We start from the raw sequence: 26228 nt of genomic DNA on the forward strand, positions 1-26228 counted from the left end.
ACGGAACATGCGCCTGCCAGCTCAGACGCTGACGTGGTCGCCGCGGTCGAACAGTGCAGCGATCTCCGGTTTGCGCAGGAAATACACCGCATAGGCAGTCAGCGCCATGCCCAGCGGGCCGGCAAGCACTGCCGCCCAAGCCGCGCCACGACACCAGGGCAGGTTGCTGCGCTGGCCAAGCAGCCGCGCGGTGCGCAGCTGCAGGAAGCCCAGCCCGATGGCCAGCAGCGACACCGCGCCATACGCCGTCGCCAGCACGGCGCCGTCATCCATGCCGCGTTCGAAGGCGACGATGCCGACAAAACCGAGGAACACCAGCGCTGCCAGCCAATGGAAGCCTGCCAGTGCGTAGAACAGAATCTTCAGGTTGTGCAGGTGGCTGGCGGTCTGCAGGTCGGCCAGGGTCTGCCTGGGCAGCGGCGGTGGGTTCAGTCCATCGTTCATGCCACACCCGCCTGGCCAGCGAAGGCAGCCTTCACCTGCGGGCGCAGCAGCACGACCAGGGTGAACACGCCGAGGATGGTGCCGATGGGGGTGAACAGGCAGGACAGCCCGGCCACGATCATGCACAACAGGTAGCGGCGCTGCTGCGACAGGCAGCGGCCGGCATAGGCGACAAAACCGGCCAGGGTCAGCCCACCAAGCACGATGCAGACGCCCATCACGGTGAACAGCCAGCCAACGAACTGCTGTTCTTCCGGCGAAGACGGTTCACCGCCGGACTTCATCGGCAGCGAGCCGGACAGCATGGCGATGCCCAGCACGATGTGCAGGATGAAGATCATCGAGAACACCGCCATCAGGCCAGCGACCACGTAGTGGCCGATCGCCAGCTGGCGCAGCTGGGTGGCGTCCTGCTGACCGAACACCGGCACGGCCGGGTTCGGCGGCAGCACCGGCGGAGCCGGCGGCGTCGACAAGGGAGGGGGTGCGTCCATGCGGGTTCCTTTGTCCAGTGGATCAGGCGATGTGGACGCGCTCGCCGCCCTGGGCGGTGACCACCTGGCCGATCGTCCAGTGGTCCAGGCCCTGCGCCTTGACCGCAGCGGACACGGCCTCCAGCTGGTCCGGAGCGACGATCAGCACGAAGCCGATGCCGCAGTTGAAGGTGCGCCACATTTCGCTGTCGGCCACCGCGCCTTCCTTCTGCAGCCACTGGAACACCGGCGGCAGGGGCCACGACGAGGCCTGGATGTCCAGGCCGAGGCCTTCGGGCACCACGCGGATGATGTTCTCGGTCAGGCCGCCACCGGTGATGTGGGCCATGCCGTGGATGGCATCGCCATGCGACTTCAGCAGCGACAGGATCGGCTTGACGTACAGGCGGGTGGGGGCCATCAGCGCATCGACCAGCTTGACCCCGCCTTCCAGTTCCAGCTCGGCCGGGCGGCCGGCGCGGTCGTAGATGCGACGGACCAGCGAGTAGCCGTTGGAGTGCGGGCCGGACGAGGCGATGCCGATCAGCACGTCGCCTTCGGCGACATGGGCGCCGTCCTTCAGTTCGCTCTTTTCGACGGCCGCGACGGTGAAGCCGGCCAGGTCGTACTCACCCGGCGCGTACATGTCGGGCATTTCGGCGGTTTCTCCGCCGATCAGCGCGCAGCCGGCCTCGGTGCAGCCATTGGCGATGCCGCCCACGACTGCCGCAGCAGTGTCGATGTCCAGCTTGCCGGTGGCGAAGTAGTCCAGGAAGAACAGCGGCTCGGCGCCCTGCACCAACACGTCGTTCACGCACATGGCGACCAGGTCGATGCCGATCGTGTCGTGGCGGTTCAGCTGGTGGGCCAGCTTCAGCTTGGTGCCGACGCCGTCGGTACCCGACACCAGCACCGGTTCGCGGTACTTGTTGGACAGGTCGAACAGGGCGCCGAAGCCACCCAGGCCGCCCATCACCTCCGGACGGAAGCTGCGCTTGACCAGGGGCTTGATCCGCTCGACCAGCTCGTTGCCGGCGTCGATGTCGACACCCGCGTCACGGTAGGTGAGGGGGGAAGGGGCGGAAGACGGGCTGTTGGTCACGGGCGTCGGCGCTGGCAGGGGTTGAATCGCCGATTTTAACAGGCCGCATTGGCGCAAAGGCCGTATTCGGGCAACAATTCCCCCCGGATACGTCGAGCCAATGGATGTCCTGATGCGCCGCAGCCTGTTTTTGACCCTGCTCCTTGCGCTGTGCCTGCCGGTGGCCACGATGGCCCAGAGCGGCATGCGAACCGAGGGGGATGTTGCCACTGCCAGTGGTGCGTACGAGGCCGAAGTGCCCGTCAACAGCCAAGCCGAGGCTGACCGCAACGGTGCACTTGCCCGCGCGTTGAGCGTTGTACTGGGCAAATTGTCCGGCGATCGCAGCGTCATGTCGCGCCCCGGCGTGGCGCAGGCGTTGCGCAATGCCAAGGACTATGTGGCCAGCTACGACTACAAGCAGGACCAGAGCGTGGGCGCCAGCGGTGCGCCGAGCTTCCGTACCCTGCTGGTCGCGCGCTTCCGCGAGGATGACGTGGACGGGCTGGTGTCGGCGCTGGGCCTGCCGCTGTGGCCGCAGCCACGACCGAAGCCGGTGCTGTGGCTGGCCGTCGATGACGGCAGCGGTCCGCGTCTGGTCAGCGTGCAGCAGGCCAATGCCGCGCGGCCGCTGCTGAGCCGGGCCATCGAGCGCGGCTACAAGCTCGGCCTGCCCAGTGGTGGCGCCGCCGAGCAGGCCCTGGCCGGTGCCATCTGGCGCCAGGACAGCGCCGCTGTCGCCCGGGCCTCGTCGCGCTACTCGCCGCCGATGCAGCTGATCGGCAAGCTCTACCGCGCCAATGGCGGCTGGCAGGCGGACTGGGTGTTCGTCGACAACGGCCGTGAACTGAACAAGTGGACCAGCAAGGACGCCAACGCCATGCGCGCGATGGCTGCCGGTGCCGATGGCGCTGCCGACGCGCTGGTCAAGCGCTATGCCAAGGCCGGTGCGGCCACCGGCCAGGCGGGCACCTACCGCGTGGTGGTGACCGGCATCAACAGCGCGGACGACTACCTGCGCCTGGCCGCCGGCCTCCGTGAAGTGGCGGTGGTGCGCAACGTCACCCCGCTGCGCGCGGCCGCCGACCATCTGGAGCTGAATCTGGAAATGACCACCGGCCTGGCCGGCTTCAACCGCATGCTCGGCGACAACGGCGTGCTGGTGCCGTCGGCGACACTGCCGGCCTTGCCGACGCCGATCGACGATACGACCGGTGCACCGGCACCGGCACCGGCGCCGGTCAGCAACGAGTACCGCCTGCGATGATCCTGTCCCCGGAAGCGGAAATCGCGCAGTTCCTGCGTCGGCTGAAGTACATCCTGCTGGCGGGCCTGATCGGCTGGATCGTCTGGCTGCTGGCACCGATCCTGACCCCGTTCGTGCTGGCGCTGGCGCTGGCCTGGCTGGGCGATCCGCTGGTGGACCGCATCGAGGCCACCGGTCGCTCGCGCATGACCGGCGTGGTGCTGGTGTTCATGGCCATGGTGCTGGTGATCGTCGCGCTGTTGCTGGTGCTGGTGCCGATGATCGAGCGCCAGATCACCACGCTGATCGCCGCGGCGCCACAGGCGCAGGCCTGGTTGATGGAGAAGGGCATTCCCTGGTTCGAGCAGAAGACCGGGCTGGAAGTGATGCAGTGGATGGACCCGGACCGCCTGATCGAGTGGGTGCGCAGCCATTGGCAGCAGGCCGGCGGGTTCGCAACGACCTTCATGGGCTACGTATCGCGCTCGGGCTTCACGGTGGTCACCTGGGTGGTCAACCTGTTGCTGCTGCCGATTCTGGCGTTCTACTTCCTGCGTGACTGGGACAAGCTGGTCGAGCGCGTGGCATCGGTGATTCCGCGCAACCAGATCGGCACGATCACCGCGTTGGCGCGCGAATCCAATGAAGTGCTCGGTGCGTTCATCCGCGGGCAGTTCCTGGTGATGCTGGCATTGGGCGTGATCTACGCCGGTGGCCTGTCGCTGGTCGGGCTCAAGCTGGGCCTGTTGATCGGCCTGATCGCCGGCCTGATCAGCTTCATTCCCTACCTGGGCGCGACCACCGGCATCCTGATGGCGATCGTGGCCGCGCTGGTGCAGGCGCAGGGGTTCGACCTGAAGCTGCTGATCCTGGTGGGCGTGGTGTTCACCGTCGGCCAGCTGCTGGAGAGCTACGTGCTGACTCCGCGCATTGTCGGCGACAAGATCGGCCTGCACCCGGTGGCGGTGATCTTCGCGGTGATGGCCGGCGGCCAGCTGTTCGGCTTCCTGGGCATGCTGCTGGCGCTGCCGGTGGCGGCGGTGACCAATGTCCTGTTGCGCTATGCGCACCAGCGCTACCGGCAGAGTGAGCTGTATGCCGGCGAGAAGCCCGCGATCGTGCTTGATGGCGTGATCGACCAGCCCCATATCATCGTGCCTGGCAATGACAAGGGTCCGGAACTGAAGTGATTGGTGTGCCGCAACTTCCGCTGGCCCTGCATTACCCGCGGGACCAGCGCCTGGAGAGCTTCATCGGTGCGCCGGACGGCGCGCTGGCGCAGCTGCGTGCCATCGCGGTAGGGGCCAGCCACGATTGGATCTACCTGGAAGGCGCGGCCGGCACCGGCAAGACCCATCAGGCGCTGGCGATGTGTTCCAGCGCCGAGCAGGCCGGGCGCCTGCCGACCTACGTGCCGCTGGCCAGTGTGGTTGGCCGGGTGCGGGTGGCCCTGGAAGGACTGGAGCAGCGCGAGCTGGTGGCGCTGGATGGATTGGATGCGGTGGCGGGCAACCGCGAGGACGAAATCGCGCTGTTTGATTTCCACAATCGCGCGCGCGCTGCCGACGTGACGGTGCTGTACACGGCACAGAAGTCGCCCGGCGAACTGGGCCTGGTGTTGCCGGATCTGCGGTCGCGCCTGGGTCAATGCGTGCGCGTGCTGCTGCAGCCGCTGGACGAGGAAGGCCGCGCAGCGGTGCTGCGCGAGCGCGCGCTGCGCCGTGGGCTGGCGATCGACGAGGCCGCCATCGAGTGGCTGCTGTCGCACACCGGCCGCGAGCTGGGTGGGCTGATCACGCTGCTGGATTGGCTGGATCGCGAATCGCTGGCGGCGAAGCGGCGGATCACCGTGCCGTTCCTGCGCCAGGTACTGGAAGAAGGCCGTCCTCGTTACTGAGGGGTGTTGTCCGGCAGGGCTGCGCCCTGCACCCGCCGAAGCCAGGGCAACGTCAACGTCAACAGCAAAAGCTCGCTATCCGCGGGATGGCGGGGTGGCTCAGGTTGCGGGGGACGGCGCAAGTACGTCCATGTAGCCTCGGTCGCGCCATCCATGGCGCTCACGCCCCCGCAACCTGAGCCACCCCGCCTTCGACAGGTTCTCGCGATCTGTCGGGACGGCGTTCTGCACTGCTGTTGGTGGGTGTCGACCTTGGTCGACACGTAGATCCACGCCATGCGTGGATGCGCTTTTCGCTTCGTGAGCGAAGCGACCCGCTTCTGCTTTTCTTTCTTTTTCCGTGGCTGGACGCACACGGAAACTGTCAAAGGCCGGGCGGGATGGGTTCGCGGGGATGTCCGCGGCATGGATGCCGCGGCCAAGCCCCCATGGATGGGTTCACGGCGTCCCCCGCGAACCCATCCCGCCCGGCCAAGCAAGGCTTCTGCTCTGAAGACGTCCAACCACGAGGGGCTCAGCCGTTCGCCGCCAACTCAACGTCCAGCGCACGCAGGCGAGCAACAGTGCCGACATCGGTCCAGCGACCGCAATGGTGCTGCCCCGTCATCCGCCCCTGCGCCATGAAATGCTTCTGCAACGGCACCACCGAAAACTTCGGTGGCACGCGCTCGCTGCCAGGTGCCTCGCCGATCACCGCGCGCCAATCGGCCACGATCGACGGACGATAGACGCCGATGCCCGCATAGGTCAGGCATGGACCTTCGCGGTCGTGGTGCAGCACGCCGTGCGCGTCCAGCCGGTAGTCACCGTTGGGGTGCTGCGCGGGGTTGTCGACCAGCACCAGATGCGCTTCGCCGGCCGGTTCACGCGGCAGCGTGGCGAAATCGAAATCGGTCCAGATATCCCCGTTTACCACCAGGAACGGGTCTTCCCCCAGCGCCGGCAACGCGTTGAGAATGCCGCCACCGGTTTCCAGCGGGGTATCGCCTTCGTGCATGAAATGCAGGTGCAGGCCCCATTGGCTGCCATCGCCCAATGTGGCCGGGAACTGCTCGGCGAGCCATGCGGTGTTGATCACCACGTCGCGGATGCCCAGCGCAGCCAACCGCTCCAGGTGCCACACGATCAGTGGTTTGCCGGCCACTGCCAGCAGCGGCTTGGGCGTGTGCAGGGTCAGTGGACGCATGCGCTCGCCCAGCCCGGCGGCGAAAATCAGTGCCTTCATCGACGCGACCTTCAGCGCAGCACGCGCATCGGCGCGCCCAATTCGGCCAGTGCCGGTTTGATCCGCATTTCCAGCAGCTGCTGCAACGGCGCCAGTTCGCGGTAGCGTGGCAGCACTTCATCCAGGTAAGCGATGAAGCGCGGCGCGTCGTCCAGGTAATGGCCCTTGTTATCGCGGTAGCGCAGGCGGCAGAACAGGCCGAGGATCTTCACGTGGCGCTGGATGCCCATCCAGTCGGCATCGCGCAGGAAGGTGGCACGGTCGGGTACCGGCAGGCCGGCGTCACGCGCGCGCTGGTGATACTGCGCCAGCCAGTCGTCCACGCGCTGCAGCGGCCAGCTCAGGAAGGCATCCTTGAACAGACTCACCGCGTCGTAGGCGATCGGTCCACGCACCAGGTCCTGGAAATCCAGCACGGCCGGGCCGCCGTCCACCGGCATCAGGTTGCGCGGCATGTAGTCGCGGTGGGTCATCAGTTGCGCCTGGCCCAGCGCGTTGTCCATCAGTCGACGGTGGACCAGCTGCAGGCCTTCGATCTCGCCGCAGTCCAGTTCAAGGCCAAGATGACGTTGCAGGAACCACTCATCGAACAGGCCGGCGTCACGCTGCAGCAGCGCTTCGCCGAACTGACCGAAATCGGCCGGCACCGGGATGGCCTGCAGGCGCAGCAGCTGCTCGATGGAGCGGCTGAACCACGCGTCGGCATTGCGTTCGTCGAGGATCTTCGCCAGCGTCGGGCCGCCCAGGTCTTCCAGCAGCAGGAAGCCGGCGTCGAGGTCCTGTGCAAGCAGCGCGGGTACGCGCAGACCGTGATCGTGCAGCAGGCCGCGCATGCGCAGCCACGGCGTGGGGTCTTCCAGCCCCGGTGGGGCGTCCATCACGATGTGGCTGCCACGCTGGCTGGTGGTGCGCCAGTAGCTGCGCATGCCGGCGTCGACCGAGGCGCGTTCGACCACGGCGTTGCCGTCGTCGAGCTGGGTGCGGGCCCACTGCAGGCGCTGTGCGCTGCGCTGGGGATCAGAGGCGGGTTCGGTCATGCAGGCATATCCGGGCGCGCCGGGCGCGCCAACGTCGGGGCAGAATGAAAAAGGAGGTGGCGGCTCAGCGGCGGCCGCTGAACAGGCGCAGGATCGCCAGCACGACGACCGCGCCCACGACCGCGCCGAGGAAGCCGGCCGGTTCACCGGGCGCGTACCAGCCCATGTACTGGCCGAACCAGCCGGCCAGCAGCGCGCCGATGATGCCCAGCACGATGGTCAGCAGGCAGCCCATGCGGTTGTTGCCGGGCATGAAGAAGCGTCCCAGCAGGCCGACGAAGAAGCCGACCAGGATGATGTAGAGCCAGCTGGTGCTGCCAAACAAACCGTTCATGCGATCTGCGCCTTAAAAGGATGGACGCAGCCTAGCAAGGCCAGGCTGCGTCCGTCACGGCATGACGCAATCAGCAGCAGCCGTGGTCGCCGTTGCGGGTGCCACTGTCGGCGGCCACCGGCGAACCGCTGGTCTCGCCACGCAGGCTTGCCGCGTAGTGCTCGCTGATCACCTTGGACACGCACGAGGTGACCTTCTTGCCCATCGGGATGTGCAGGAACTCGTTCGGGCCGTGGGCGTTGGAGTGCGGGCCGAGCACGCCGGTGATCATGAACTGGGCGCCCGGGAACTTCTCGCCGAGCATGCCCATGAACGGGATCGAGCCGCCTTCGCCCATGTACATCGCCGGCTTGCCGAAGAAGGTCTGGCTGGCATCGTCGATGGCCTTGGTCAGCCACGGTGCCATCGCCGGCGCGTTCCAGCCGGTGGAGGCCTTTTCCAGGTCCAGGGTGACCAGCGCGCCGTTCGGCGGATCGCGCAGCAGGGCTTCCTTCAGCAGTTCGCCGCAGGTCCTGCCATCGGCGGTCGGCGGCAGGCGCAGCGACAGCTTCACTGCGGTATGCGGGCGCAGCACGTTGCCGGCCGATTCCAGCGGCGGCATGCCACCGATGCCGGTCACCGACAGGGCAGGGCGCCAGGTACGGTTGAGCACCAGTTCGGTCAGGTCGTCGTTCATCGGCTTGAGGCCGTCGACCAGCGGGAATTTCTCGAAGATCGCAGTATCGACCACGTCGGCGGCACGCTTGGCCTGTTCCAGGCGCTCGGCCGGAATCTCCACGTTCATGCCCTCGATCAGGATGCGGCCGGTGTCCTGGTCCTCGATGCGCGACAGCAGCTGGCGCAGCAGGCGGAAGCTGGACGGCACCACGCCGGAGGCATCACCGGAGTGCACGCCTTCGTTGAGCACCTTCACCGAGAAGTTGCCGCCGGTCAGGCCGCGCAGCGAGGTGGTGCACCACAGCTGGTCGTAGTTGGCGCAGCCCGAATCCAGGCAGACCACCAGCGACGGCTTGCCGATGCGGTCAGCCAGATGGTCGACGTAGGCCGGCAGGTCGTAGCTGCCCGATTCTTCACAGGCTTCGATCAGCACCACGCAGCGGGCGTGCGGCAGGCCCTGGGCCTGCAGCGCCAGCACCGCGGCCAGCGAGCCGAAGATGGCGTAACCGTCATCGGCACCACCACGGCCATACAGCTTGTCGCCGCGAAGGACCGGGGTCCACGGGCCGAGGTCGTCGTCCCAGCCGGTCATCTCCGGCTGCTTGTCCAGGTGGCCGTAGAGCAGGATGGTGTCGTCGCCGGTTTCGGCGCCGGTCGCCGGAATTTCCAGCAGGATCAGCGGGGTACGACCTTCCAGGCGCACCACCTCGACCTTCAGGCCGGGCAGTTCCTGCGCCTTGGCCCAGGTTTCCATCAGGGTGACCGCCTGCTCCATGTAGCCGTTCTGCACCCAATTGGCGTCGAACATCGGCGACTTGTTGGGGATGCGGATGTAGTCGACCAACTGCGGGACGATTTCGCTGTCCCACTTGTCATTGACGAATTGGCCGAGCTTGGCGCTGTCCATCTGAAACTCCGGTTGCATGGCTGATCCGCCCATTCTACGCCTCGGCCAGGGGTAGGGTTTTCCCTACATCACGTCGGGTATTTGGCTGGCTTTTAGAAATCCGTGAACCCGATACGCTGTGTGCATGTGGTGACGGACACTGTTTCGACCGACGGGATTGCCGGTCGGGACGGTCAGAACCACAAGGAGATACACGTCGTGCCTTGGTTTGTCGTGTTGAGGGCGCTGGTGCTGGGAATGTGGATCGCGGGGGCGCAAGCTGCCGAGCCGATCGACATCAATCGGGCCGATGCCCAAGCGCTGCAGCAGGGATTGACGATGGTCGGGGCCACCAAGGCAGCGGCAATCGTCGAGCACCGGCGCAGACACGGCCCGTTTCACCGCGTCGAGGACCTGACGCAGGTGAAGGGGATAGGGACATCGATCGTCGAACGGAATCGACGGCGGATCACCGTTGGCAACACGATGTTGCCCGCGGATCCGGTACCCGGATCGGTACCGGTGCGAACCGTACCCAGGCGCTGACAACAGGAAACGTCGGGACCGGCAGGATGCAGGTTCATTGGCTACGGACAGGATGCCCGTAACCACCGACCGTCGCAGGGAGGCGACACCAATCACCAGGATGGTGGCATCACAGACCTGTGGAAGGGGCTGAGATACAAACAGGACAGACGCGGCCGCGTGCAGGATGCAACGCCGCCCCCGCTTCGCAGGATGCGAGGGGGTGGCAGCAGGCCGACAGGGACGTGACGATTGCCCGGTACGACACATGGCTGTGTCGCCGGGCAATTTTTTTGGCGCAGCCACCACGCGCCCATGGTGTACGGTGAGGCCTTCGCATGGAATGGAACCTGCTGGATGCACCTGCACCGTTTGACCCTGATGCTCGCCGCTGCTCTGGCACTGCCCTGCGCCGCGCACGCGGCCGCACCCTCCAAGCCGGTCGCGGCGACGACGTCCGAAGTGCGCGGGCCGACCGACCTCAAGCCCGGCGAGTACCTGTGGCATCCGGAAGTTTCGCCGGCCGGGCCGATCGTGCTGGTGGTGAGCCTGGATGAGCAGCGCGCCTATGTGTACCGCAACGGCATTGCCATCGGCCTGACCACGATCAGCTCGGGCAAGACCGGCCATGAGACGCCGACCGGTGTGTTCACCATCCTGCAGAAGGACAAGGACCACCGTTCCAACCTCTACAACAGCGCACCCATGCCGTACATGCAGCGGCTGACCTGGGACGGCATCGCGCTGCACGGCGGCAGCCTGCCCGGGCACCCGGCCTCGCATGGCTGCGTGCGCCTGCCGCAGGCCTTCGCGCAGAAACTGTTCAGCGAAACCAAGCGCGGCGATACGGTGGTCGTGGCCGATGCCAAGAGCGCGCCGATGACGCTGGCCTATCCGGCGGTGCTGGCGCCGGTGAATGCACGCGGACAGGCCCTGCCGGAAGGCGAGGCCGGCGCCCCGGACAAGGCGTGGTGGGATGATGCGGCCGCCCCCAGCGGTCAGGTCGGCATCCTGGTCAGCCTGCACGACCAGCGCCTGTACGTGCTGCGCGACGGCGTGATGATCGGTGAGTCGCCGTTGAAGGCCGATGCGCTGCCGGCGTTCCAGGGCACCACCCTGTTCGTGATGGGCCAGGGCTACAGCGACACGCCCAGCCCGCTTGATGCGCAGCAGCGCCTGCACCAGTGGACGGCCTATCCGCTGCTGGGCCAGGACCGCGCCCAGGCCACGCCGGACCTGCTGGCCACCCCATCGCTGCCGATGGCGTTGCCGGCCGATTTCGCCCGCCAGCTGTACCAGGTGCTGGTGCCGGGCACGACCCTGCTGGTGACCTCGCTGCCGGCGGTGCGCCCAAGCGCGGCTGAATCGGGTATGCAGCCGGTCTTGGAATCGGAGCCGCCAGCGTCCACCCTCAAGGGATCCTGAGACCTTCCCACGTGCCCATGTCTGCTTTCCGCCTGTGCCGGCTGGCTGCCCTTGGCCTGCTGGCGACCACTGCCAGTGCCCCGGTCGGGGCACAGACGCGCGTCGCCACAGCGATCAGCGCCGACGATCTCGCTGCGCAGCTGGCACGCAGCGCGCCCAAGGCCGACCGCCGGGTGCTGCAGTTGGCCGCCCACGCCATGCGCTGCGCGCTGCAGCGGCCGGAACTGGGTGTCAGCGGTGAGCGCCTGAGCGTGATCGACTACTCGCGGCCGTCCACCGAGCCGCGGATGTGGGTCTTCGACCTGGCCCGCCAGCGGCTGTTGTTCGAGGAATGGGTGGCGCACGGCCGCAACAGTGGTGAGAACCGCACCGAGCACTTCTCCAACCGCGATGGCAGCTTCATGTCCAGCCTCGGCGCGTTCACCGCGCAGGAAACCTACATGGGTGGCAACGGCTATTCGCTGCGCCTGGCAGGGTTGGAGCCGGGCTTCAATGATCGCGCACGCGAGCGCGCCATCGTCATCCACGGTGCGCCGTATGTGAACCCCTCCACCGCACAGTTGCAGGGGCGGTTGGGGCGCAGTCTCGGCTGTCCGGCGGTGCGGTTGTCCGTGGCCAAGCCGCTGATCGACGCGCTGCGGGGCGGCACGATGGTGTTCGCGTACTACCCTGACCAGGACTGGCTCAAGCACTCGCAGCTGCTGGGTGGCGATTGCGGTACGGCCGCGGGTCTTGCAACGCGTTGATGCGTTGTGGCGCGCGGCATGATGCAATGCGCGCATGAACATCGACTCCCTGCTGCGCACCCCGAGCCAGGTGATTTCCAGCCTGGATTACCGCCGCGAACGCTGGCGCAACGGCCTCGGCTGGACCCGCGAGATCCTGCGGTTGCCGGCGCAGGGTGATGACTGGGCGTTGCGCCTGTCAGTGGCCGAAATCGAACAGGACGCCGCGTTTTCCGCATTCCCGGGCGTCGAGCGCGAACTGGTACTGCTGCAGGGCAATGGCGTGCGCCTGCGTTTCGAGGACGGCCGTGTAGCCGAAGTGCTGCCACCGCATGGGCGCGTGCGCTTTGCCGGCGAGGCCGCGCTGCACGGCGAGCTGGTCGACGGCACCACCCACGATTTCAACCTGATGTGGAAGCGCGAGCTGCTGCAGGCCGAACTGCTGCATCGGCCACTGGTCGGCCCGATGTTCTTCTTCTGCGAACCGGGTGTGGCGTGGGCCCTGCACCTGTTGGGTGGGCAGGCCACGTTTGGCACGGACAGTGGATTGCCTGCGATGCAGAGCGGCGATACCGCATGGTTGGCCGCCGGTGAGCGTCAGCGGCATGCGCTGCAGGGTGGTGGAGAGCTGCTTGCGATACGGGTGAGCGCCGCGAGCGGCTGAGCCATCGTCGGCGCCCGGAGGCAATCATCCACGCATGGCGTGGATGCGGTTGTGTAGAGCCGAGCCCATGCTCGGCTGCGGTTGGGGTCAGAGCCCTTTCCTGCGGAAAGGGATCCGACCCCGATGGTTCGCTCAATACACATCGCGCCGGTAACGACCGGCCAGCAGCAGCGCTTCCTTGCCGTCGGTACCGAGCACCTGCTCGATCACCGCATCCACTGCCGGGGCCATGCCCTGCAGGCTGCCGCAGACCAGGATCGTCGCGCCTTCATCGACCCATTGCCGCAGCGTGGATGCTTCGGCCAGCAGGCGATCCTGCACGTAACGGTGTGCGCCGCCATCACGGCTGAATACCGTATCCAGGCGGGTCAGCGTGCCGTTGGCGAGCATCGCCTGCAGCTCATCGCCGAAGTGGAAATCATGCGCGGCCGAGCGTTCGCCGAACAACAGCCAGGTTCGACCGCCGCCAACGCGAGAGCGCTCGTGCAGGTGTGCGCGCAGGCCAGCGATACCGGTACCGTTGCCGATCAGCAGCAGCGGAACATCGACGGCGACACCGTGGAAATTCTCGTTGCGGCGCAGGCGCATCTGCATCGGTTCGCCGATGGCCGCGTGGTCGCACAGCCAGCCACTGCCGACGCCCGGTGTGCCATCGGCACGCAGCTGACGGCGCAGCAGAAGCTCCACCGCGCCGTCGTCCATCACCGAGGCGATGGAGTACTCGCGATGCGGCAGTGGCTGCAGTGCCGCCAACAAGCCAGGCAGGTCGCCCGCAGCAACCAAAGACGGCAGATGCGAGCGGGCGACGCGGGCGAGCAGCGTGTTGCCGTCGTCCAACACGGTATCCGCATCGAAGCCCTGCGCCTGCAGCCAGTCGCGCGTGCTCTGTTCGGCGTGCTGCGGACCGACCTCGGCGATGTCGCCCGCCTGCCAGTGCGTGCTGCTGTCGGTCGGTGGCTGCAGGCGCAGCCAGTAGACAGGACCACCGACGCTGCCGGGGTTGAGATGGATGCGCTGCAGCAGCGTCCACGGCTGGTACTCGGCCGGTGTCCAATCGGGCAGTTCGCTGGCGCCGCCGCCGAGCTGGCCGAGCAGCTGCTGCCAGTGGCGCAGGGCGGCTGGATCGGCGTTGTCGACTTCAATGGCATCGAACAGTGGATGCGCGCCGTGCTGGCGCAGCCAGTCGTGCAGCTGGTGGCCGAACGCGCAGAAGTGGCCGTAGCTGCGATCACCCAGCGCGAGCACGCCGTACTGCAGGTGGCCCAGGGGCGGCGGCGTGGTCATCACCCGGCGCAGGAAGGGCAGGGCGTGGTCGGGTGCATCGCCTTCGCCGGTGGTGCTGACGATGAACAGTGCACGCGCGCTGTCCGCAAGCAGGTGCGCATCCACGTCGTGCAGACCACGCAGGCGCACCGGCACGCCGGCCGAGCGCAGGGCCTGCGCACTGCGCTCGGCCAGTTCGCGGGCGAAGCCGGTCTGGCTGGACCAGACCAGCAGCATCGGTTGGTCGCTGCCTTCGGCCGTGTCATCGCGTGGACGGCTGCGCCACCACACCACGGCGCACGCCAGCGAATACAGCGCGGTGGCGGCCAGTGCGATGACCCACTGCCGCGACGGCGGCGCACCCTGCCACCAGGCTTCGCCCAGGTGCAGACGCAACAGGGCGCCGCCGATCACTGCCAGCAGGACCAGCACCACGACGTTGCCAAGGGTTGCGCGCGAGAAACGAGTGCTCATGCGGCCTGCTCATCCAGCAGTCGCTGGAAGGCACTGCTGAGGGTTTCGCGCGGGCCATCGGCGGCGCGCTCCAGGAAGCGTGCGGCCAGCCCTTCGCGCTCTGCCAGCGCGATGCCCGCGTCGCAACCGAGCACGGTCAGTGCGGTGGCCCAGGCGTCAGCGTGCATCGCGTCGTCGGCGACCACGGTGACGGCGGCTGCGACCTGTCGCACCGGCGTGCCGCTGCGTGGGTCGAGGCTGTGACTGTAGGCAACGCCATCGTCCTGATACTGGTGCCAGCGATCGCCGGAAGTGGCCACGGCCTTCCCTTCCAGCGCGAGTACACGCGGTGGCGTATCGGTGTGGGCATCTTCTTCCGGCGCCGACTCCACCAGCACGCGCCATGGCTGACCGTCGGGCTTGCGGCCGTAGCCCGCCAGCTCGCCACCGACTTCAATCAGTGCGGCATCGACACCTTGGCTGCGCAGCCAGGCGGCGACGTGGTCGACACCGAAGCCCTTGGCGATCGCCGAGAGGTCCAGCTCCAGGCCGCCGGGTTGCAGCAGCGCATCGTCCTGCCAGTGCAGGCGCTGCCAGCCGCAGCGTGCACGGGTTGCCTGCAACGTGGTGGCATCGGGGGCACGCCGTGCACCGGCATGCGCGCCAAATCCCCACAGCGCCACCAGTGGGCCGATGGTGGGATCGAAGGCGCCGTCGCTGGCGGCGGCGATGGCCTGCGCGCAGGCCAGTACATGGCGCGTTTCGGCCGGCAGCACGCAGTAGCGACCCGCGTCGGCGCGGTTGTAGCGGCTCAGGTCCGAGCCCGCTTCCCACGTGCTCATCTGTGCGACCACGTCATCCAGGCGGGCCTGGATGCCCGCATGCAGCGGATGCAGGTCGCGCTGGCGCGGTGCCACCAGCGACACGCTCCAGGTGGTGCCCATGGTGGTGCCGCCCAGCCGGGCGATGTCGAGTGCGGTAGAGGTCATGGGCATGCGTGGCAGGCTGCGATACCCGGGCGCGCCGGGTATCGCAGCGATGCGTTTACTGCGGCAGTACTTCCAGCGTGGCGACGTAGCTGAGGCGACGCTTGGCGGCCTGTTTGACCGACGTCTTCTTGTCCTCGGTACCGGTTTCCAGCCAGTACATGCCGGCTTCCGGCCAGGTCACCTTGATCTCGCCCTTGGCGTCGCTGGTCAGTTTCTGCTCGTCCTGCGCGTTGCGGTAGCGGGTGCCACCGCGCACGATCTCGAACTCCAGCCCCGCAGTCGGCTTGCCGTCGACCAGTACGCGGAAGGTGGCTTCCTCGCCGGCGAACAGGTCGTTCGGGTGGCCGACGGCCACCAGTTCGATGCCGCGGTTGGTCGGCTTCAGCGCGGTGTCGTTCGGCGCGCCGTTGGTGACGAAGGTCTCCACGCGGCCGACCGACTGGCTCACTTCCAGCTTCTTCGCATCCTTGGGCAGTTCGCCGAAGGTGGCGGCGGTGCCGCGCCAGCGCTTGCGCTCGCCATTCAGTTCATAGGTGGCCGACAGGCCGTCGTTGACCGAGGCGATGCGGTAGGTGCCCTGCTGCTTCAACTCGACGTCGAACACGCTGCGGTACTTGCCGGTGGCCGCGTTCTGCGCCTGCACGGTGCTGCCGTCCGGGGCGGTGATCACCACCGATTCCAGGCGCAGCGGCACGTGGTTGAAATAGAACAGGTCATTGGAGACCGCACCGTCGACGGTGATCCACGGCGCGTTGCCGGCGATCACGGTCTGCGAGGGCAGCAGCCAGGCCTTGTGGGCCAGGGCAGAGAAGGGAAGGGCAGCGGCCAGAGCGGCGGCGAGGACGAGCGTGCGCTTCATGCGGAAGACTCCAGTTGGAAGGGGTCGGATCCCTTTCCAAAGGAAAGGGCTCTGACCCCGAGGATATGGCGATGGGGTCAGAGCCCTTCCTGCGGAAGGGATCCGACCCCGCTTGATCAAGGCTTGACGGCGAGGGTGACCTGGCCCAGTTCGGTGGCGCCCTGCGCGCGGCCGTTCTGTGCGGCGGTGGCCGGCCAGGTGAAGGGGATCTTCAGCAGTTCGCGGCCGCCGACTTCGCGCACCGCTTCCACCACCAGGGTGTAGTTGCCCGGGGCCAGCTGCTTCAGCGCAGGCTGCTTGTCGTTGAACGACAGCGCGTGCTTTCCGGCAGGGCGGGTCGGGCCGGTCACGCCGTCCACCGGCACCTGCAGGGTGCGGCCGCTCTTGCGCCACCACTGGCGCAGGTCGGGCAGCCACTTGGTGCCATGGCCTTCGCTGTTGCTGGTCTGCTGGTACCAGACCGACAGGTTGGCGGCGACCTTCTGGTCGGCGCCTTCCAGCCACACCGCCACATACGGCCGGTGGTACTCGGCCACGTTGAGCTTGGGCACTTCGACGTTGATGTCGAGGGTGGTGGCGTAGGCCGGCGAGGTGGCCAGCAGGCCGCTGAGGGCGATGGTCAGGGTGACGCGCATGGGGCGGCTCCGGAGAAACGGATGGAAATCACGGTGGAAGTTCAGTGGATCAGCAGCAGGGCGATCAGCAGCGGGATCATCAGGCCCAGGCCGACCAGCGGCCAGGTCATGCGTCGCTGCCGCGCATGCAGGTGCAGCAGGAACAGGCCGGTGATGCAGAACACCAGGCAGGCCACGGCGAACACGTCCAGGAACCAGCCCCACGCAGGGCCGGCGTTGCGGCCCTTGTGCAGGTCGTTGAGGTAGGACACCGCGCCGCGCGAGGTCGATTCGTACTCGACTGCGCCGGTTTCGCGGTCGATGCTCAGCCAGGCGTCACCGCCGGGGCGTGGCAGCGACAGGTAGATTTCCTCGGCTGACCATTCGGCGGGTCGGCCGCCGATGGAAATGCCCAGCTGCTCATCCAGCCATTGCCGGGCCGGGCGCGGGATCGGCGCGTTGCCGTCCTCGCGTCTGCCGAGCTGGCCGCGCACGTCGGCCGGCACTAGCAGATGCTGGTTCTGCACCTGTGGTTTGGCCTCGATCTTCGCCGCGTGGTTCAGCGTGAGCCCGGTCACCGCGAACAGCAGCATGCCGATCAGGCAGACCGCCGAGCTGATCCAGTGCCACTGGTGCAGGGTACGCAGCCAGAAGCCGCGGCTCTGCTGCTGCTGCACGGTGGAGGATGCGGGACGGCTCACGGCACGGTTCGGGACGGATGAATACTGGTCATTACATCATTGTTGAGAATTGCTCGCAATTAGATGTCGTTGTGTATCTCTGAAGGGGTAGTGCGGACCGGTAGATCCGCGCCATGTGTGGATCAAGTGCCGACCAAGGTCGGCATCTACCAGGGCAGGGCGGTGCCGGCCAGCGGCCGGCACTACCGGTCGCCGCCTCAGAACTTCGCGTTGAGCGAGATCCAGTAGCTGCGGCGCTGGTCCTTGGTGGCGTAGTCGTCCACGCAGTTGTATTCGCTGGGGCTGGTCAGCAGGCACGACTGCGAGACGAAGTTCTTGTCGAACAGGTTGTTGACCCGCGCGTTGACCGTCAGCCACTGCGTCGCCTTCCAGCTGCCACCGAGGTGGAAAATCGTGTAGTCCTCGTAGTAACGGGTGTGGCTGGCACCGGCGGCATCGAGGATCGTGTCGCGGTAGCGGTCGTAGCGGCCTTCGCCGATCAACGACAGGCTGATCGCATCGTTGAGCTGCCAGTTCAGGCTGGCGTTGGCCATGTGCTTGGCCGGCATGGTGCCGGTGATCGGCAGGCCCTTGCCGGAACCGGCGGTCTGCTCGCTTTTGGTCCAGGTGTAGTTGCCGCGCAGCTGCAGGTTGTCCAGCAGGTCGACGTGGCCGGCCAGTTCCGCGCCGCGCGTTTCGGCCTTGTCGATGTTCACGCTCTGGGTGAACGTGCTGTAGCCCAGCGAGGCCCAGCCCGGGCCGATGTCCACGCAGTAGCCGCTGCCTGCAGGTGCCACCTCGCAGTTGGGGAACGTGCCGCCGCTGGCGATCTTGTCTTCGAACTTGTTGATGAAACCGGTGACGTTGAAGCCCCAGCGCTGGCCTTCGTAGTACGCAGCCAGCTCGTAGTTGGTGCTGGTTTCCGGCTTCAGGTTGGGCGAACCCACCAGCGGCAGCACGCCCTGGCCACCGAAGCCGGTGATGCCGGGGAACAGCTGGTCCGGACGCGGGGTCTTGTAGCCGGTGCTGACGCCGCCCTTGAAGGTCCACGCATCGGTGGCATTCCAGACCAGGTAGCCGCGCGGGCTGAGGTGGCTGCCGAAGATGTTGTGGTCGTCGTAGCGCAGGCCGAAAGTGGCGGTCAGGGTGTCGGTCAGCGACCAGTTGTCCTCGGCGAACAGCGCCCACATGCGGTGCTTCTGCTTGGTGTTGCTACGGTAGCCGGCACCGTCCATGCCGAACACGCCGTCCACCATATCGGTGTCGTTGTACTGGCCGCCGACGGTGAGCTTGTGCGCGCCGAAGTCCAGGTCGAGCATCGTGTCCAGCACGTAGCCTTCCAGTTCCATGGTGCGCAGCGGACGTGGCAGGAAGGCCTGCAGGCGTGCCTGTTCGCTGGCGTTGAGTGCAGCCAGCGCATTGTTGCGGCCGGCGGCACAGTTGTTGGCGGCACCGGTGCGGCGGCAGACGTCGTTCCACAGGGTCTGCAGGCCGGCGCGCTCGTCCAGGGTCAACGGCAGCGAGCGGCCGAGGTTGTTGCTCTTGCTGTGGGTCAGCGAGGTCTGCCAGGTGCCGAAGCTGTAGCGGCCCTGATGGGTCAGCGACAGCTGGTCGCGCTCATAGCGCTGGTAGGCGGTGTAGCCCACGCGCGGCTGCACCACGCGGCGGGTGACGGTGCCGTTGCCATTCGGGTTCGGGACCACTGCGTTGCCCACGCGCCACAGGCTGGCCAGGCTGTCGAGCGTGCCGGTCTGGCCCTCGCTGTTGTCGTACTTCTGGCGTGAGACATCGTAGTCCAGCCACAGCTCGTGGTCGTCGTTGACGTGGAAGTTCAGGCGCACGCCGGTGTTCCAGTTGGTGTTGGCCACCGATTTGCCGCCGCCACCGAATCCGATGCTGCGTTCCCACAGCGTGCCGTCGGGCAGGGTCAGTGCATCCCACTCGGGATTGGAGGCTTTGGCATCGTAGTAGCTGCCGCGCACGGCCAAGCCCAGACGATCCTTCACCAGCGGGCCGCTCAGGTACAGGTCGGTGCTGCGCGCATCACCGAACTGATCGTCCTGCTGCACGGTGAAGCCCTGGGTGACCGCGCCGTGCCAGCTGTCCTGGTTGCGGCGGGTGATGATGTTGATGACACCGCCCATCGCATCCGAGCCGTACAGGGTGGACATCGGGCCACGCACCACTTCGATGCGCTCGATCGCATCCAGCGGCGGCAGGTAGGCGAACTGGCCACCGCCGAAGTTGTTCGGATACAGCTGGCCGGCATTGCTCTGGCGACGCCCGTCGATCAGCACCAGGGTGTATTCGGACGGCAGGCCGCGCATGGAGATGGTCGCGCGGCCGTTCTTGTCGGTGGCTTCCAGGCCGACGTCGATGCCCTCGACGTCGCGCAGGGCGTCGACCAGGCTGGTGTAGGGGCGCTTGCTCAGCTCTTCGCGGCTGACCACGCTGATGCTGGCTGGTGCATCGACCACCTTCTGCTCGAAGCCAGCGGCGGTGACCACCACCTTGTCGAGGGTCTGGGGTGCGCCGGACGCGTCGCCATGGGCGAAGGCGGGGGCAGCGACGGCGGCCAGCACGGCGCTGGTCAACAGGTGGCGGGACAGGGACGAACGGACACGATGGCGCTGGGCCATGGCAGGTACCTCGAAGGATGCAGGACAGCCCGATGCCGGGCGCGGAGCGCGCGCGGCAGGGCAGGGATGGCCCGGTCAGGGGCGGCAGAGGTGAAGCAGGCAGCGGCGAGCCGATGCAACCGCGCAGGCGGTCACAGCGTGCCGTGGATCAGGCGAGCGGCGGCGCCTGGCCGCGTTGCTGGCGACGCCCGGGCGCATCGGCCCAGGGCATGTCTGGTGCGGCCAACGGCCAGTGCGGACGCGCGCCGGACGGAGCCGACGCGGAGGGAACCAGATCAAGTTCGGTACGCAGCCAGTGGCTGGCCAGCAGCAGTGGCGGCGCCGGTTTGTCAGTGGACTTGGCCGGTGCCGAGGCGCAGCGCCGCAGTTTGGCCGGCGCTTCTTCCTGCAGGGGGCCTTCACCGCCGCGCTCTTCCAGCGGTTGCTGCAGCGCCTGGGTTGCAGCCGCATGGGCCACCGGCAGCAGTGGCAGGGTGCCCAGCAACAGCGTCAACATCGCCACCCACGCCAGCAGGCTGGCCAGCGCAGGCCGACGGCCGCGCATGGCGGTGCCGAGCTGTACAAGCCGAAGCGGGCGGGGGCGGAACGGGCGACGCAAGCGGAAATCCCTGGCTGGCCGGAACATCCGGCGTCAACGGGGCGTGATTGTAATGAGACCCGTTAGCCGTTGCAAATGAGAATGATTGCCAAGTTGTCGCAGGGGGGTGGCCTGATCGGCTCAGACCTCGCCCCAGCGTCGCAGCAGGTTGTGGTACACGCCGGTCAGCTGCAGCACCGCGTCGGCATCGCCATCGGTCTGCCGCAGGCGTTCGATGGAGGTGTCCATCTCCCACAGCAGGCGCCGCTGCACGTCGTCGCGGATCATGCTCTGCACCCAGAAGAACGAGGCCACGCGCGCACCGCGGGTGACCGGGTTGACCTTGTGCAGGCTGCTGGAGGGATACACGATCAGATCACCGGCCGGCAGTTTCACTTCATGTTCGCCGTAGGTGTCGCTGATGATCAGTTCACCGCCGTCGTACTCGTCCGGGTCGGACAGGAACAGCGTGCAGGAGATGTCCGAGCGCAGCTGCTCGCCGTTGGCCAGGTTCATCACCGCGCCATCGACGTGGAAGCCGTAGGTGCCGCCGCCGCTGTAGCGGTTGAAGCGCGGTGGCAGGTACTTCAGCGGCAGCGCGGCGCTGAAGAACAGCGGGTGCCGGGCCAGTGAGACAAGAATGGTTTCGCCCAGTTCGCGGCGCAGCGGCGCAGCTTCCGGCAGCTGCTGGTTTTGCTTGGCCTGCGCGCCGAGGTGGCCGACGGTCTCGCGGCCATCGGTCCAGTCGGCCGCATCGAGCCTGCGGCGGATATCAGCGACCTGTTCGGCAGGAAGGATGTCGGGGATGTGCAGCAGCATGCGGAAGTCCTCAGCAAGCGGATGGTGCGACCAGGGCGCGCACCTGCGGGTGGGGTGAGGCGGCCAGCTCGGGCACGATATGCGCCATGAAGGCGGGACTGCCGTGCTGCAGCGCCAGCCGCAGCCAATGCACGGCCTGTTCGGTTTCACCGGCCTGCAGCAGGATCGAGGCGTAGTTGGCCTGGCCGCGGAAATCGCCGGCCTCGGCCGCGCGCCGATACCACGCCAACGCGGCCTGCGGATCGCGTCCGATGTCCAGGCCATCTTCCAGATGCCGGGCCAGCAGGTTCATCGACTTGGCGTGGCCCAGATGCGCCGCGCGGGTATACAGCGCCAGCGCCTGTGCGCGGTCCTGCGGCACGCCACGGCCGGTGGCCAGCAGGTTGGCCAGGTTGTACAGGCCCCAGTCCAGACGGGTGTCGGCCGCGCGCCGGTACCAGACCGCGGCAAGCGAAGGGTTGGCGGTGGTGCCCTGGCCCAGCTCATGGCAGCGGCCGAGCATGTTCATCGCCATCGGCGCGCCGTTGTTGGCTGCGGTCTCGTACCAGAGCAGGGCCGCAGCAGCATCTTCCGGCGTGCCTTTGCCTTCCATGTGCATCTGCGCGAGCAGCAGCTGCGCCTCGACCTGCCCGGCCTGTGCCGCGTCGCGCACGCGCGCGAAGGCGGCCTGCGGGTCGTGCAGCAGCAGGTCTGCCAGGGCGTTGGAATCAAACGGGGTGTTGGAAGCCATGCGCGGAGTATCGCCGGAAACAAAAACGGCGGCAGGAGATCCTGCCGCCGTGTGGGTGCTGCGGGTTACATCAGAACTTCACGTTCAGTGCCAGGGTGGCCGAACGACCCGGGGCGATGCTCGCGTAGTGCGACGCATAGGCCTTGGTGAAGTAGGTCTTGTCGGTCAGGTTCTGCACGTTCAACTGCAGGCTGATGTTGTCCTGGATCGCGTAGCTGGCCATCGCATCGAAGCGGGTGTAGCTGGGGATCCACTTGGTGTTGGCCACGTCACCGTACTGCTTGTCGGAGTAGTTGGCGCCGGCGCCGACGGTCAGGCCGAACGGGAAGCGGTAGGTGGTCCACAGCGTGGCGCTGTGCTTGGCGGTGTTCGGGAACACGTTGCCGTTGTAAGGCGAGGGCACGTAGACGTTGGACGGGCAGGTACGGCCGGACACGGCGCAGACGAAGCCGTTGTCCTTCAGTTCCGAATCCAGGTAGGTGTAGCCGCCGTACAGGCTCCAGGCGTCGGTCAGCTGGCCGGTGAAGCCCAGTTCCACACCGTTGATTTCCTTCTTGCCGGCGTTCTGGCTGGTGCCGTTGTCCACGGTCACGCGCGCGTTGTCCATCACGGTGTGGAAGATCGCCGCGGTCAGGTTCAGGCGGTTGTCGAACAGGTCCCACTTGGTGCCCAGTTCGAGGTTCTTGGTGTCCTGCGGCTTGAGGTCGGCCACGGTGGCACTGAGGCCATCGGAACCGTCGCCACCGTCCATGCCGGGCGGGGTGGAGGAGGTGCCGTAGGACAGGTAGATGCTGCCGTTGGCAGCCGGCTTGAAGACGATGCCGGCCTGGTAGTTCAGGAAGTCATTGTCGTTGCGCACGCGGGTCGGCGCCTTGCCGGCCACCGGGGTGGTCAGGGTGGTGGAGAAGTCGTCGTAACGCAGGCCGACGTTGATCATCCACTGCGCGTTCAGTTCGATGGTGTCGAACAGGTAGGCCGACGTGGTCTTGGTGCGCTGCTCGACGTCCAGCGCCTTGTCGCTGCGGTACACCGCATGGGTGGCCGCCCACGGATCGTTCGGGTTCGGGTTGTCGAAGCTGGTGCAGTTGTAGCCGGTGGCGGCGCCGGTGGTCGGGCACTTGCTGCTGTTGGTCAGCGGGTTGCTGGTGCCCGGGGTCATCAGGTAGCTGCCGCGGGTCATCTTTTCATCGCTGTATTCCACGCCGGCGCTGTAGCTGTGCTTCAGTGCACCGGTCTGGAACGCACCGGTCAGGCTCAGCTGGTCGGCGAAGCTCTTGACGTCGACGGCGCGGCTGTTGGTACGGCGCCACAAGGTGCCGTAGTTGTTCGGGTTGCCCTGGCTGTCGTCCGGCTGGGTCCACAGGTAATCGTTGCTGGTGTTGCCCAGGCGCGCGATGTTGCGCAGCTTGTGGTCGCCGAAGTCGTAGCTGCCATCCAGGGTGCTGATGTCGGCGCGGGTGCGCTGGAAATCGCGGTCCACCAGACCGTAATAGTTGTTGCGGTCGGGCACCATCGGGCGGCCGTCCACCCACTTCGACACCGGTGCGCCGTTCGGATTGCCGTACGGGAAGCCGCCTGCGTCGGGCAGGTCGTCGCTCTGCATGTGGTAGTGGCTGGCGATCAGCTGCGCCGGGCCGTTCAGGCCGAACGCGATCGACGGCGCGATACCCCAGCGGCTGACGTTGGCCGCGTCACGACCGGCGATGTCCGACTCGTGCTTCATCAGGTTCAGGCGTGCGGCGATGCCATCGCCCAGCACGTAGTTGGCATCCACGGTGCCACGTGCGTAGCTGTCGGTACCGATGCCCATGCTGGCCGTGGTCTCGTTCTTCAGCTTCGGGGTCTTGCTGACCAGGTTGAGGCTGCCACCACCGGAGTCACGACCGCCGTAGGCCGAGCTCGGGCCCTTGACCACTTCCACCTGCTCCAGGTCGAACACTTCGCGGGTCTGCGAACCGACGTCGCGCAGGCCATCGACGAACATGTTGCTCTGCGAGTCGAAGCCGCGGATGAAGGGGCGGTCACCGGTCGGGTTGCCGCCTTCGCCGGCACCGAAGGTGATGCCTGGGACCATGCGCAGCGCATCCTGCAGGTTGGTCGCACCGGTTTCGGCGATCAGCTTTTCCGAGACGATCGAGACCGACTTCGGGGTGTCCAGCAGCGCAGCGGTGAACTTCGGCGAGGACGGGTTGAACCAGCTGCCGCGCACCTGGACCTTGTCCAGTTCGGTGGCCTTGCTGGCGCCGGCGTCGTCGGCCGCCTGTACGGCCAGCGGCGCGAAGCCGGCGGCGAGGGTGGCGGTGGCCAGTACCGAAACGCGAGGTGCGTACTTGCGGGTCTTGATATGGGTCATGGGTAGGTTGGCGGTGGCTTGGATGGGGAATGAGCGAGGGCCGGCCAGCACGGCTGGGCGCGCGGCGGCAGGCAGGAGATGGGTTCTATGGAGCCGAGCCATGCTCGGCTGGCCAGAAACGCAATCAGGCGCACGGCAACGGCCGCACGGCGCCTCAGATAGCGTGCGGTGCCGGAGGTGCGTGGCCGGGATTCAGGCGCAGCGAGGGGTCGTGCAACTGCCAGCGCAGGGCATCGGAGTGCCACAACGGGATGTGGGCCACCAGCGCAGCACGCGGCGGGGCAGTGCCGGCGCAGGGCGTGCTGCCTTCACCATCCACCGGAGGTTCCGGGGCGGGGGCGGCGTGGTGTGGGCATTCGTCGCCGGAAGGGGCCGGCAGCGGAGCGACCAGCTCGATATCGTGCAGATGCGCTTGCCAGCCTTCGTTGGCGGCGTGGCCGCCACCGCGTCCTTCGTGCAGCGCCGACCAGCCCAGCAGCAGCGTCAGCAGCGCGGCCGCGAGCAGCGGCCACCCCTGACGGGCGAGCTGGCACAACGTGGCGGTGGGCGCGGACGAAGCCATGGCGCAGGCAGGGTCGTTACGAAGATGTTACGTAGGATAACATCAACGATAATGATTCGCATGTACGGGTCCGGCATCCGGTTCCGGGTGGCCCGCATGGCCCCTCAAAGGCCCTCCAGGTGCCCGCCAGTAGATCCACCCCATGGGTGGATGCCCTGGACTTCAATCGCGGTCGTCGCGGGTCCAGATGGCGTCATGCTCGCGCTTCACCGGAAACTTCGGCACCGCCGTATAGGCCGGCGCGCACAGGGCGCGGCCGTCTCGCACGTCGAAGCGGGCGCCATGCAGCACGCATTCGACGCTGCCTTCGGTTGTGTTGAACTCACCCGAGGACAGCTCGAATTCCTCATGCGTGCACTGGTCTTCCAGCGCGTACAGTTCGCCGTCGAGGTTGAACACCACGATCGGCGTACCGGTCACTTCGTCGAACACGCTCTTCATTTCGCCCGGCAGCAGTTCGGCGCCGGCGCAGACAAAGGTCCAGGCCTCGCTCACGCGGTGGCTCCGGCCAGCGGCTTTTCCATGACCTCAAAGCGCAGGTCATCGCGTTTGGGGATGCCGAAGCGTTCGTCGCCATACGGGAACGGCTTCTTGATGCCGGTGCGCAGGTAGCCGCGGCGCTCGTAGAAGGCCATCAGTTCTTCGCGCACGTCGATCACCGACATCTGCATCACCGGCACCGCCCATTCGCGCGCGGCATGGGCTTCGGCGGCGTCCATCAGCTGCTTGCCGACGCCACCGCCCTGCTGGCCGGGATCGACCGAGAACATGCCGAAGTAGCCCTTGCCGTCGACATCGGCGACGTGGGCACAGGCCACCAGCTGGCCGTCGCGTTCGGCCAGCAGGATGGTCGAGCGCGGGCGGTCCAGGTCGCCCTGGATGCCTTCGGCATCGATGCGGGCGCCGTCCAGCAGGTCGGCTTCGGTGGTCCAGCCAACGCGGCTGGCGTCGCCGCGGTAGGCCGAGGTGACCAGGGTGATCAGGGCGGGGATGTCGGCCGACGTGGCGGCGCGGAAGGTCAGGGTGCTCATGGGGGCATTTTAGGTGGCGTGGGGGCAAGCGGGGAGGTGG

Annotated in this window: 27 protein-coding genes; 7 read left to right on the forward strand and 20 right to left on the reverse strand. The window is 67.2% G+C overall.

From position 1 onward, the window contains the following. Positions 1–21: 21 nt before the first annotated feature. Genes GIW57_RS16505 through purM form a run of 3 tightly spaced genes read right to left on the reverse strand, consistent with a single transcriptional unit; the run spans position 22 to position 2019 of the window. On the reverse strand, positions 22–444 hold the full coding sequence (locus tag GIW57_RS16505; RefSeq protein WP_236511964.1) for a hypothetical protein: 423 nt from the start codon (positions 442–444) through the stop codon (positions 22–24). Then, positions 441–938 (reverse strand): hypothetical protein, encoded by a 498-nt coding sequence (locus GIW57_RS16510; protein WP_100463564.1) that lies wholly within the window; start codon positions 936–938, stop codon positions 441–443. Before GIW57_RS16510 ends, GIW57_RS16505 begins: the two co-directional genes overlap by 4 nt. A 22-nt stretch (positions 939–960) precedes the next feature. Next, positions 961–2019, reverse strand: a complete 1059-nt coding sequence (gene purM / locus GIW57_RS16515; protein WP_236511966.1) for a phosphoribosylformylglycinamidine cyclo-ligase — start codon at positions 2017–2019, stop codon at positions 961–963. 112 nt (positions 2020–2131) lie between these two features. On the opposite strand from purM, the gene GIW57_RS16520 reads away from it, so the two are divergent. From GIW57_RS16520 to hda, 3 genes are read left to right on the forward strand one after another with little or no spacing between them, the layout of a single operon-like run. After that, positions 2132–3265, forward strand: a complete 1134-nt coding sequence (locus GIW57_RS16520; protein ID WP_236511968.1) for a DUF2066 domain-containing protein — start codon at positions 2132–2134, stop codon at positions 3263–3265. Next, positions 3262–4434 (forward strand): AI-2E family transporter, encoded by a 1173-nt coding sequence (locus GIW57_RS16525; protein ID WP_100463574.1) that lies wholly within the window; start codon positions 3262–3264, stop codon positions 4432–4434. Before GIW57_RS16520 ends, GIW57_RS16525 begins: the two co-directional genes overlap by 4 nt. After that, complete coding sequence (gene hda / locus GIW57_RS16530; protein ID WP_089241202.1) at positions 4434–5141, forward strand: DnaA regulatory inactivator Hda; 708 nt, start codon at positions 4434–4436, stop codon at positions 5139–5141. Before GIW57_RS16525 ends, hda begins: the two co-directional genes overlap by 1 nt. Before the next feature lie 514 nt (positions 5142–5655). Here the strand turns inward: hda and murU are convergent. The 4 genes from murU to GIW57_RS16550 form a co-directional block, all read right to left on the reverse strand. Beyond that, positions 5656–6366 carry an N-acetylmuramate alpha-1-phosphate uridylyltransferase MurU gene (gene murU / locus GIW57_RS16535; protein WP_236511969.1) on the reverse strand — a complete coding sequence of 237 codons (711 nt, stop codon included), beginning with the start codon at positions 6364–6366 and terminating at the stop codon, positions 5656–5658. An 11-nt stretch (positions 6367–6377) separates the two neighbouring features. Next, positions 6378–7403, reverse strand: coding sequence for a phosphotransferase (locus tag GIW57_RS16540; protein ID WP_100463582.1), 1026 nt, complete (start codon positions 7401–7403; stop codon positions 6378–6380). Positions 7404–7467: 64 nt separating this feature from the next. Next, a complete protein-coding gene (locus GIW57_RS16545; RefSeq protein ID WP_089239335.1) occupies positions 7468–7737 on the reverse strand; it encodes a GlsB/YeaQ/YmgE family stress response membrane protein in 270 nt (89 codons plus the stop codon). 70 nt (positions 7738–7807) lie between these two features. After that, entirely contained in the window at positions 7808–9301 is a 1494-nt protein-coding gene (locus GIW57_RS16550) for a M20 family metallopeptidase (RefSeq protein ID WP_236511971.1), read from the reverse strand. A 237-nt stretch (positions 9302–9538) separates the two neighbouring features. Here GIW57_RS16550 and GIW57_RS16555 point away from each other — a divergent pair, with 237 nt between their 5' ends. The 4 genes from GIW57_RS16555 to GIW57_RS16570 all read left to right on the forward strand — a co-directional run bounded on the left by GIW57_RS16555 (position 9539) and on the right by GIW57_RS16570 (position 12619). Beyond that, positions 9539–9826, forward strand: a complete 288-nt coding sequence (locus GIW57_RS16555) for a helix-hairpin-helix domain-containing protein (protein ID WP_051562335.1) — start codon at positions 9539–9541, stop codon at positions 9824–9826. Between the two features lie 336 nt (positions 9827–10162). Continuing rightward, positions 10163–11230: a L,D-transpeptidase gene (locus GIW57_RS16560; RefSeq protein WP_100463589.1), complete on the forward strand. Its 1068-nt coding sequence runs from the start codon at positions 10163–10165 to the stop codon at positions 11228–11230. Positions 11231–11247: 17 nt separating this feature from the next. Then, positions 11248–11976 carry a murein L,D-transpeptidase catalytic domain family protein gene (locus GIW57_RS16565; RefSeq protein WP_100463593.1) on the forward strand — a complete coding sequence of 243 codons (729 nt, stop codon included), beginning with the start codon at positions 11248–11250 and terminating at the stop codon, positions 11974–11976. A 34-nt stretch (positions 11977–12010) separates the two neighbouring features. Next, on the forward strand, positions 12011–12619 hold the full coding sequence (locus tag GIW57_RS16570) for a HutD family protein (RefSeq protein ID WP_236511973.1): 609 nt from the start codon (positions 12011–12013) through the stop codon (positions 12617–12619). A 132-nt stretch (positions 12620–12751) separates the two neighbouring features. On the opposite strand, the gene GIW57_RS16575 is transcribed toward GIW57_RS16570, so the two are convergent. The 13 genes from GIW57_RS16575 to GIW57_RS16635 form a co-directional block, all read right to left on the reverse strand. Beyond that, entirely contained in the window at positions 12752–14356 is a 1605-nt protein-coding gene (locus GIW57_RS16575; RefSeq protein ID WP_236511975.1) for a flavodoxin domain-containing protein, read from the reverse strand. Continuing rightward, complete coding sequence (locus tag GIW57_RS16580) at positions 14353–15324, reverse strand: FAD:protein FMN transferase (protein WP_100463603.1); 972 nt, start codon at positions 15322–15324, stop codon at positions 14353–14355. The genes GIW57_RS16575 and GIW57_RS16580 overlap by 4 nt, the downstream gene beginning before the upstream one ends. Positions 15325–15379: 55 nt before the next feature. After that, positions 15380–16183, reverse strand: coding sequence for a DUF4198 domain-containing protein (locus GIW57_RS16585; RefSeq protein ID WP_025873992.1), 804 nt, complete (start codon positions 16181–16183; stop codon positions 15380–15382). A 116-nt stretch (positions 16184–16299) separates the two neighbouring features. Beyond that, entirely contained in the window at positions 16300–16818 is a 519-nt protein-coding gene (locus tag GIW57_RS16590; RefSeq protein WP_032975835.1) for a DUF2271 domain-containing protein, read from the reverse strand. 41 nt (positions 16819–16859) lie between these two features. Beyond that, positions 16860–17498 carry a PepSY-associated TM helix domain-containing protein gene (locus tag GIW57_RS16595; protein ID WP_236511976.1) on the reverse strand — a complete coding sequence of 213 codons (639 nt, stop codon included), beginning with the start codon at positions 17496–17498 and terminating at the stop codon, positions 16860–16862. 197 nt (positions 17499–17695) lie between these two features. Continuing rightward, a complete protein-coding gene (locus tag GIW57_RS16600) occupies positions 17696–20116 on the reverse strand; it encodes a TonB-dependent receptor (protein ID WP_236511978.1) in 2421 nt (806 codons plus the stop codon). A gap of 148 nt (positions 20117–20264) precedes the next feature. Then, positions 20265–20660 (reverse strand): hypothetical protein, encoded by a 396-nt coding sequence (locus GIW57_RS16605; RefSeq protein WP_236511980.1) that lies wholly within the window; start codon positions 20658–20660, stop codon positions 20265–20267. Positions 20661–20834: 174 nt separating this feature from the next. Then, positions 20835–21512: a Fe2+-dependent dioxygenase gene (locus GIW57_RS16610; RefSeq protein ID WP_236511982.1), complete on the reverse strand. Its 678-nt coding sequence runs from the start codon at positions 21510–21512 to the stop codon at positions 20835–20837. 10 nt (positions 21513–21522) lie between these two features. Beyond that, positions 21523–22242 carry a tetratricopeptide repeat protein gene (locus tag GIW57_RS16615; protein WP_236511983.1) on the reverse strand — a complete coding sequence of 240 codons (720 nt, stop codon included), beginning with the start codon at positions 22240–22242 and terminating at the stop codon, positions 21523–21525. Positions 22243–22312: 70 nt separating this feature from the next. Then, positions 22313–24595: a TonB-dependent siderophore receptor gene (locus tag GIW57_RS16620; RefSeq protein WP_236511985.1), complete on the reverse strand. Its 2283-nt coding sequence runs from the start codon at positions 24593–24595 to the stop codon at positions 22313–22315. A 154-nt stretch (positions 24596–24749) separates the two neighbouring features. Further along, positions 24750–25157, reverse strand: coding sequence for a hypothetical protein (locus GIW57_RS16625; protein ID WP_236511987.1), 408 nt, complete (start codon positions 25155–25157; stop codon positions 24750–24752). A gap of 162 nt (positions 25158–25319) precedes the next feature. Then, positions 25320–25652, reverse strand: a complete 333-nt coding sequence (locus tag GIW57_RS16630) for a non-heme iron oxygenase ferredoxin subunit (RefSeq protein ID WP_033830543.1) — start codon at positions 25650–25652, stop codon at positions 25320–25322. Next, entirely contained in the window at positions 25649–26188 is a 540-nt protein-coding gene (locus GIW57_RS16635) for a GNAT family N-acetyltransferase (RefSeq protein WP_100463632.1), read from the reverse strand. The genes GIW57_RS16630 and GIW57_RS16635 overlap by 4 nt, the downstream gene beginning before the upstream one ends. Positions 26189–26228: the final 40 nt, after the last annotated feature.

It is taken from the genome of Stenotrophomonas sp. PA-6-5C (assembly GCF_021605635.1).
Classification (GTDB): Bacteria; Pseudomonadota; Gammaproteobacteria; order Xanthomonadales; family Xanthomonadaceae; genus Stenotrophomonas; species Stenotrophomonas lactitubi.

Excerpts from the sequence above, each read along its gene's own strand:
- GIW57_RS16550 (WP_236511971.1), bottom strand. The coding sequence starts at position 9,301 with ATGGACAGCGCCAAGCTCGGCCAATTCGTCAATGACAAGTGGGACAGC.
- GIW57_RS16565 (WP_100463593.1), top strand. The coding sequence starts at position 11,248 with ATGTCTGCTTTCCGCCTGTGCCGGCTGGCTGCCCTTGGCCTGCTGGCG.
- GIW57_RS16545 (WP_089239335.1), bottom strand. The coding sequence starts at position 7,737 with ATGAACGGTTTGTTTGGCAGCACCAGCTGGCTCTACATCATCCTGGTC.
- GIW57_RS16570 (WP_236511973.1), top strand. The coding sequence starts at position 12,011 with ATGAACATCGACTCCCTGCTGCGCACCCCGAGCCAGGTGATTTCCAGC.
- GIW57_RS16605 (WP_236511980.1), bottom strand. The coding sequence starts at position 20,660 with ATGCGCGGCCGTCGGCCTGCGCTGGCCAGCCTGCTGGCGTGGGTGGCG.
- GIW57_RS16525 (WP_100463574.1), top strand. The coding sequence starts at position 3,262 with ATGATCCTGTCCCCGGAAGCGGAAATCGCGCAGTTCCTGCGTCGGCTG.
- murU (WP_236511969.1), bottom strand. The coding sequence starts at position 6,366 with ATGAAGGCACTGATTTTCGCCGCCGGGCTGGGCGAGCGCATGCGTCCA.
- GIW57_RS16540 (WP_100463582.1), bottom strand. The coding sequence starts at position 7,403 with ATGACCGAACCCGCCTCTGATCCCCAGCGCAGCGCACAGCGCCTGCAG.
- GIW57_RS16580 (WP_100463603.1), bottom strand. The coding sequence starts at position 15,324 with ATGACCTCTACCGCACTCGACATCGCCCGGCTGGGCGGCACCACCATG.
- GIW57_RS16555 (WP_051562335.1), top strand. The coding sequence starts at position 9,539 with ATGTGGATCGCGGGGGCGCAAGCTGCCGAGCCGATCGACATCAATCGG.
- GIW57_RS16520 (WP_236511968.1), top strand. The coding sequence starts at position 2,132 with ATGCGCCGCAGCCTGTTTTTGACCCTGCTCCTTGCGCTGTGCCTGCCG.
- GIW57_RS16615 (WP_236511983.1), bottom strand. The coding sequence starts at position 22,242 with ATGGCTTCCAACACCCCGTTTGATTCCAACGCCCTGGCAGACCTGCTG.
- GIW57_RS16585 (WP_025873992.1), bottom strand. The coding sequence starts at position 16,183 with ATGAAGCGCACGCTCGTCCTCGCCGCCGCTCTGGCCGCTGCCCTTCCC.
- GIW57_RS16510 (WP_100463564.1), bottom strand. The coding sequence starts at position 938 with ATGGACGCACCCCCTCCCTTGTCGACGCCGCCGGCTCCGCCGGTGCTG.
- GIW57_RS16625 (WP_236511987.1), bottom strand. The coding sequence starts at position 25,157 with ATGGCTTCGTCCGCGCCCACCGCCACGTTGTGCCAGCTCGCCCGTCAG.
- GIW57_RS16610 (WP_236511982.1), bottom strand. The coding sequence starts at position 21,512 with ATGCTGCTGCACATCCCCGACATCCTTCCTGCCGAACAGGTCGCTGAT.
- GIW57_RS16575 (WP_236511975.1), bottom strand. The coding sequence starts at position 14,356 with ATGAGCACTCGTTTCTCGCGCGCAACCCTTGGCAACGTCGTGGTGCTG.
- GIW57_RS16635 (WP_100463632.1), bottom strand. The coding sequence starts at position 26,188 with ATGAGCACCCTGACCTTCCGCGCCGCCACGTCGGCCGACATCCCCGCC.
- GIW57_RS16590 (WP_032975835.1), bottom strand. The coding sequence starts at position 16,818 with ATGCGCGTCACCCTGACCATCGCCCTCAGCGGCCTGCTGGCCACCTCG.
- GIW57_RS16600 (WP_236511978.1), bottom strand. The coding sequence starts at position 20,116 with ATGGCCCAGCGCCATCGTGTCCGTTCGTCCCTGTCCCGCCACCTGTTG.
- GIW57_RS16560 (WP_100463589.1), top strand. The coding sequence starts at position 10,163 with ATGCACCTGCACCGTTTGACCCTGATGCTCGCCGCTGCTCTGGCACTG.
- GIW57_RS16505 (WP_236511964.1), bottom strand. The coding sequence starts at position 444 with ATGAACGATGGACTGAACCCACCGCCGCTGCCCAGGCAGACCCTGGCC.
- GIW57_RS16620 (WP_236511985.1), bottom strand. The coding sequence starts at position 24,595 with ATGACCCATATCAAGACCCGCAAGTACGCACCTCGCGTTTCGGTACTG.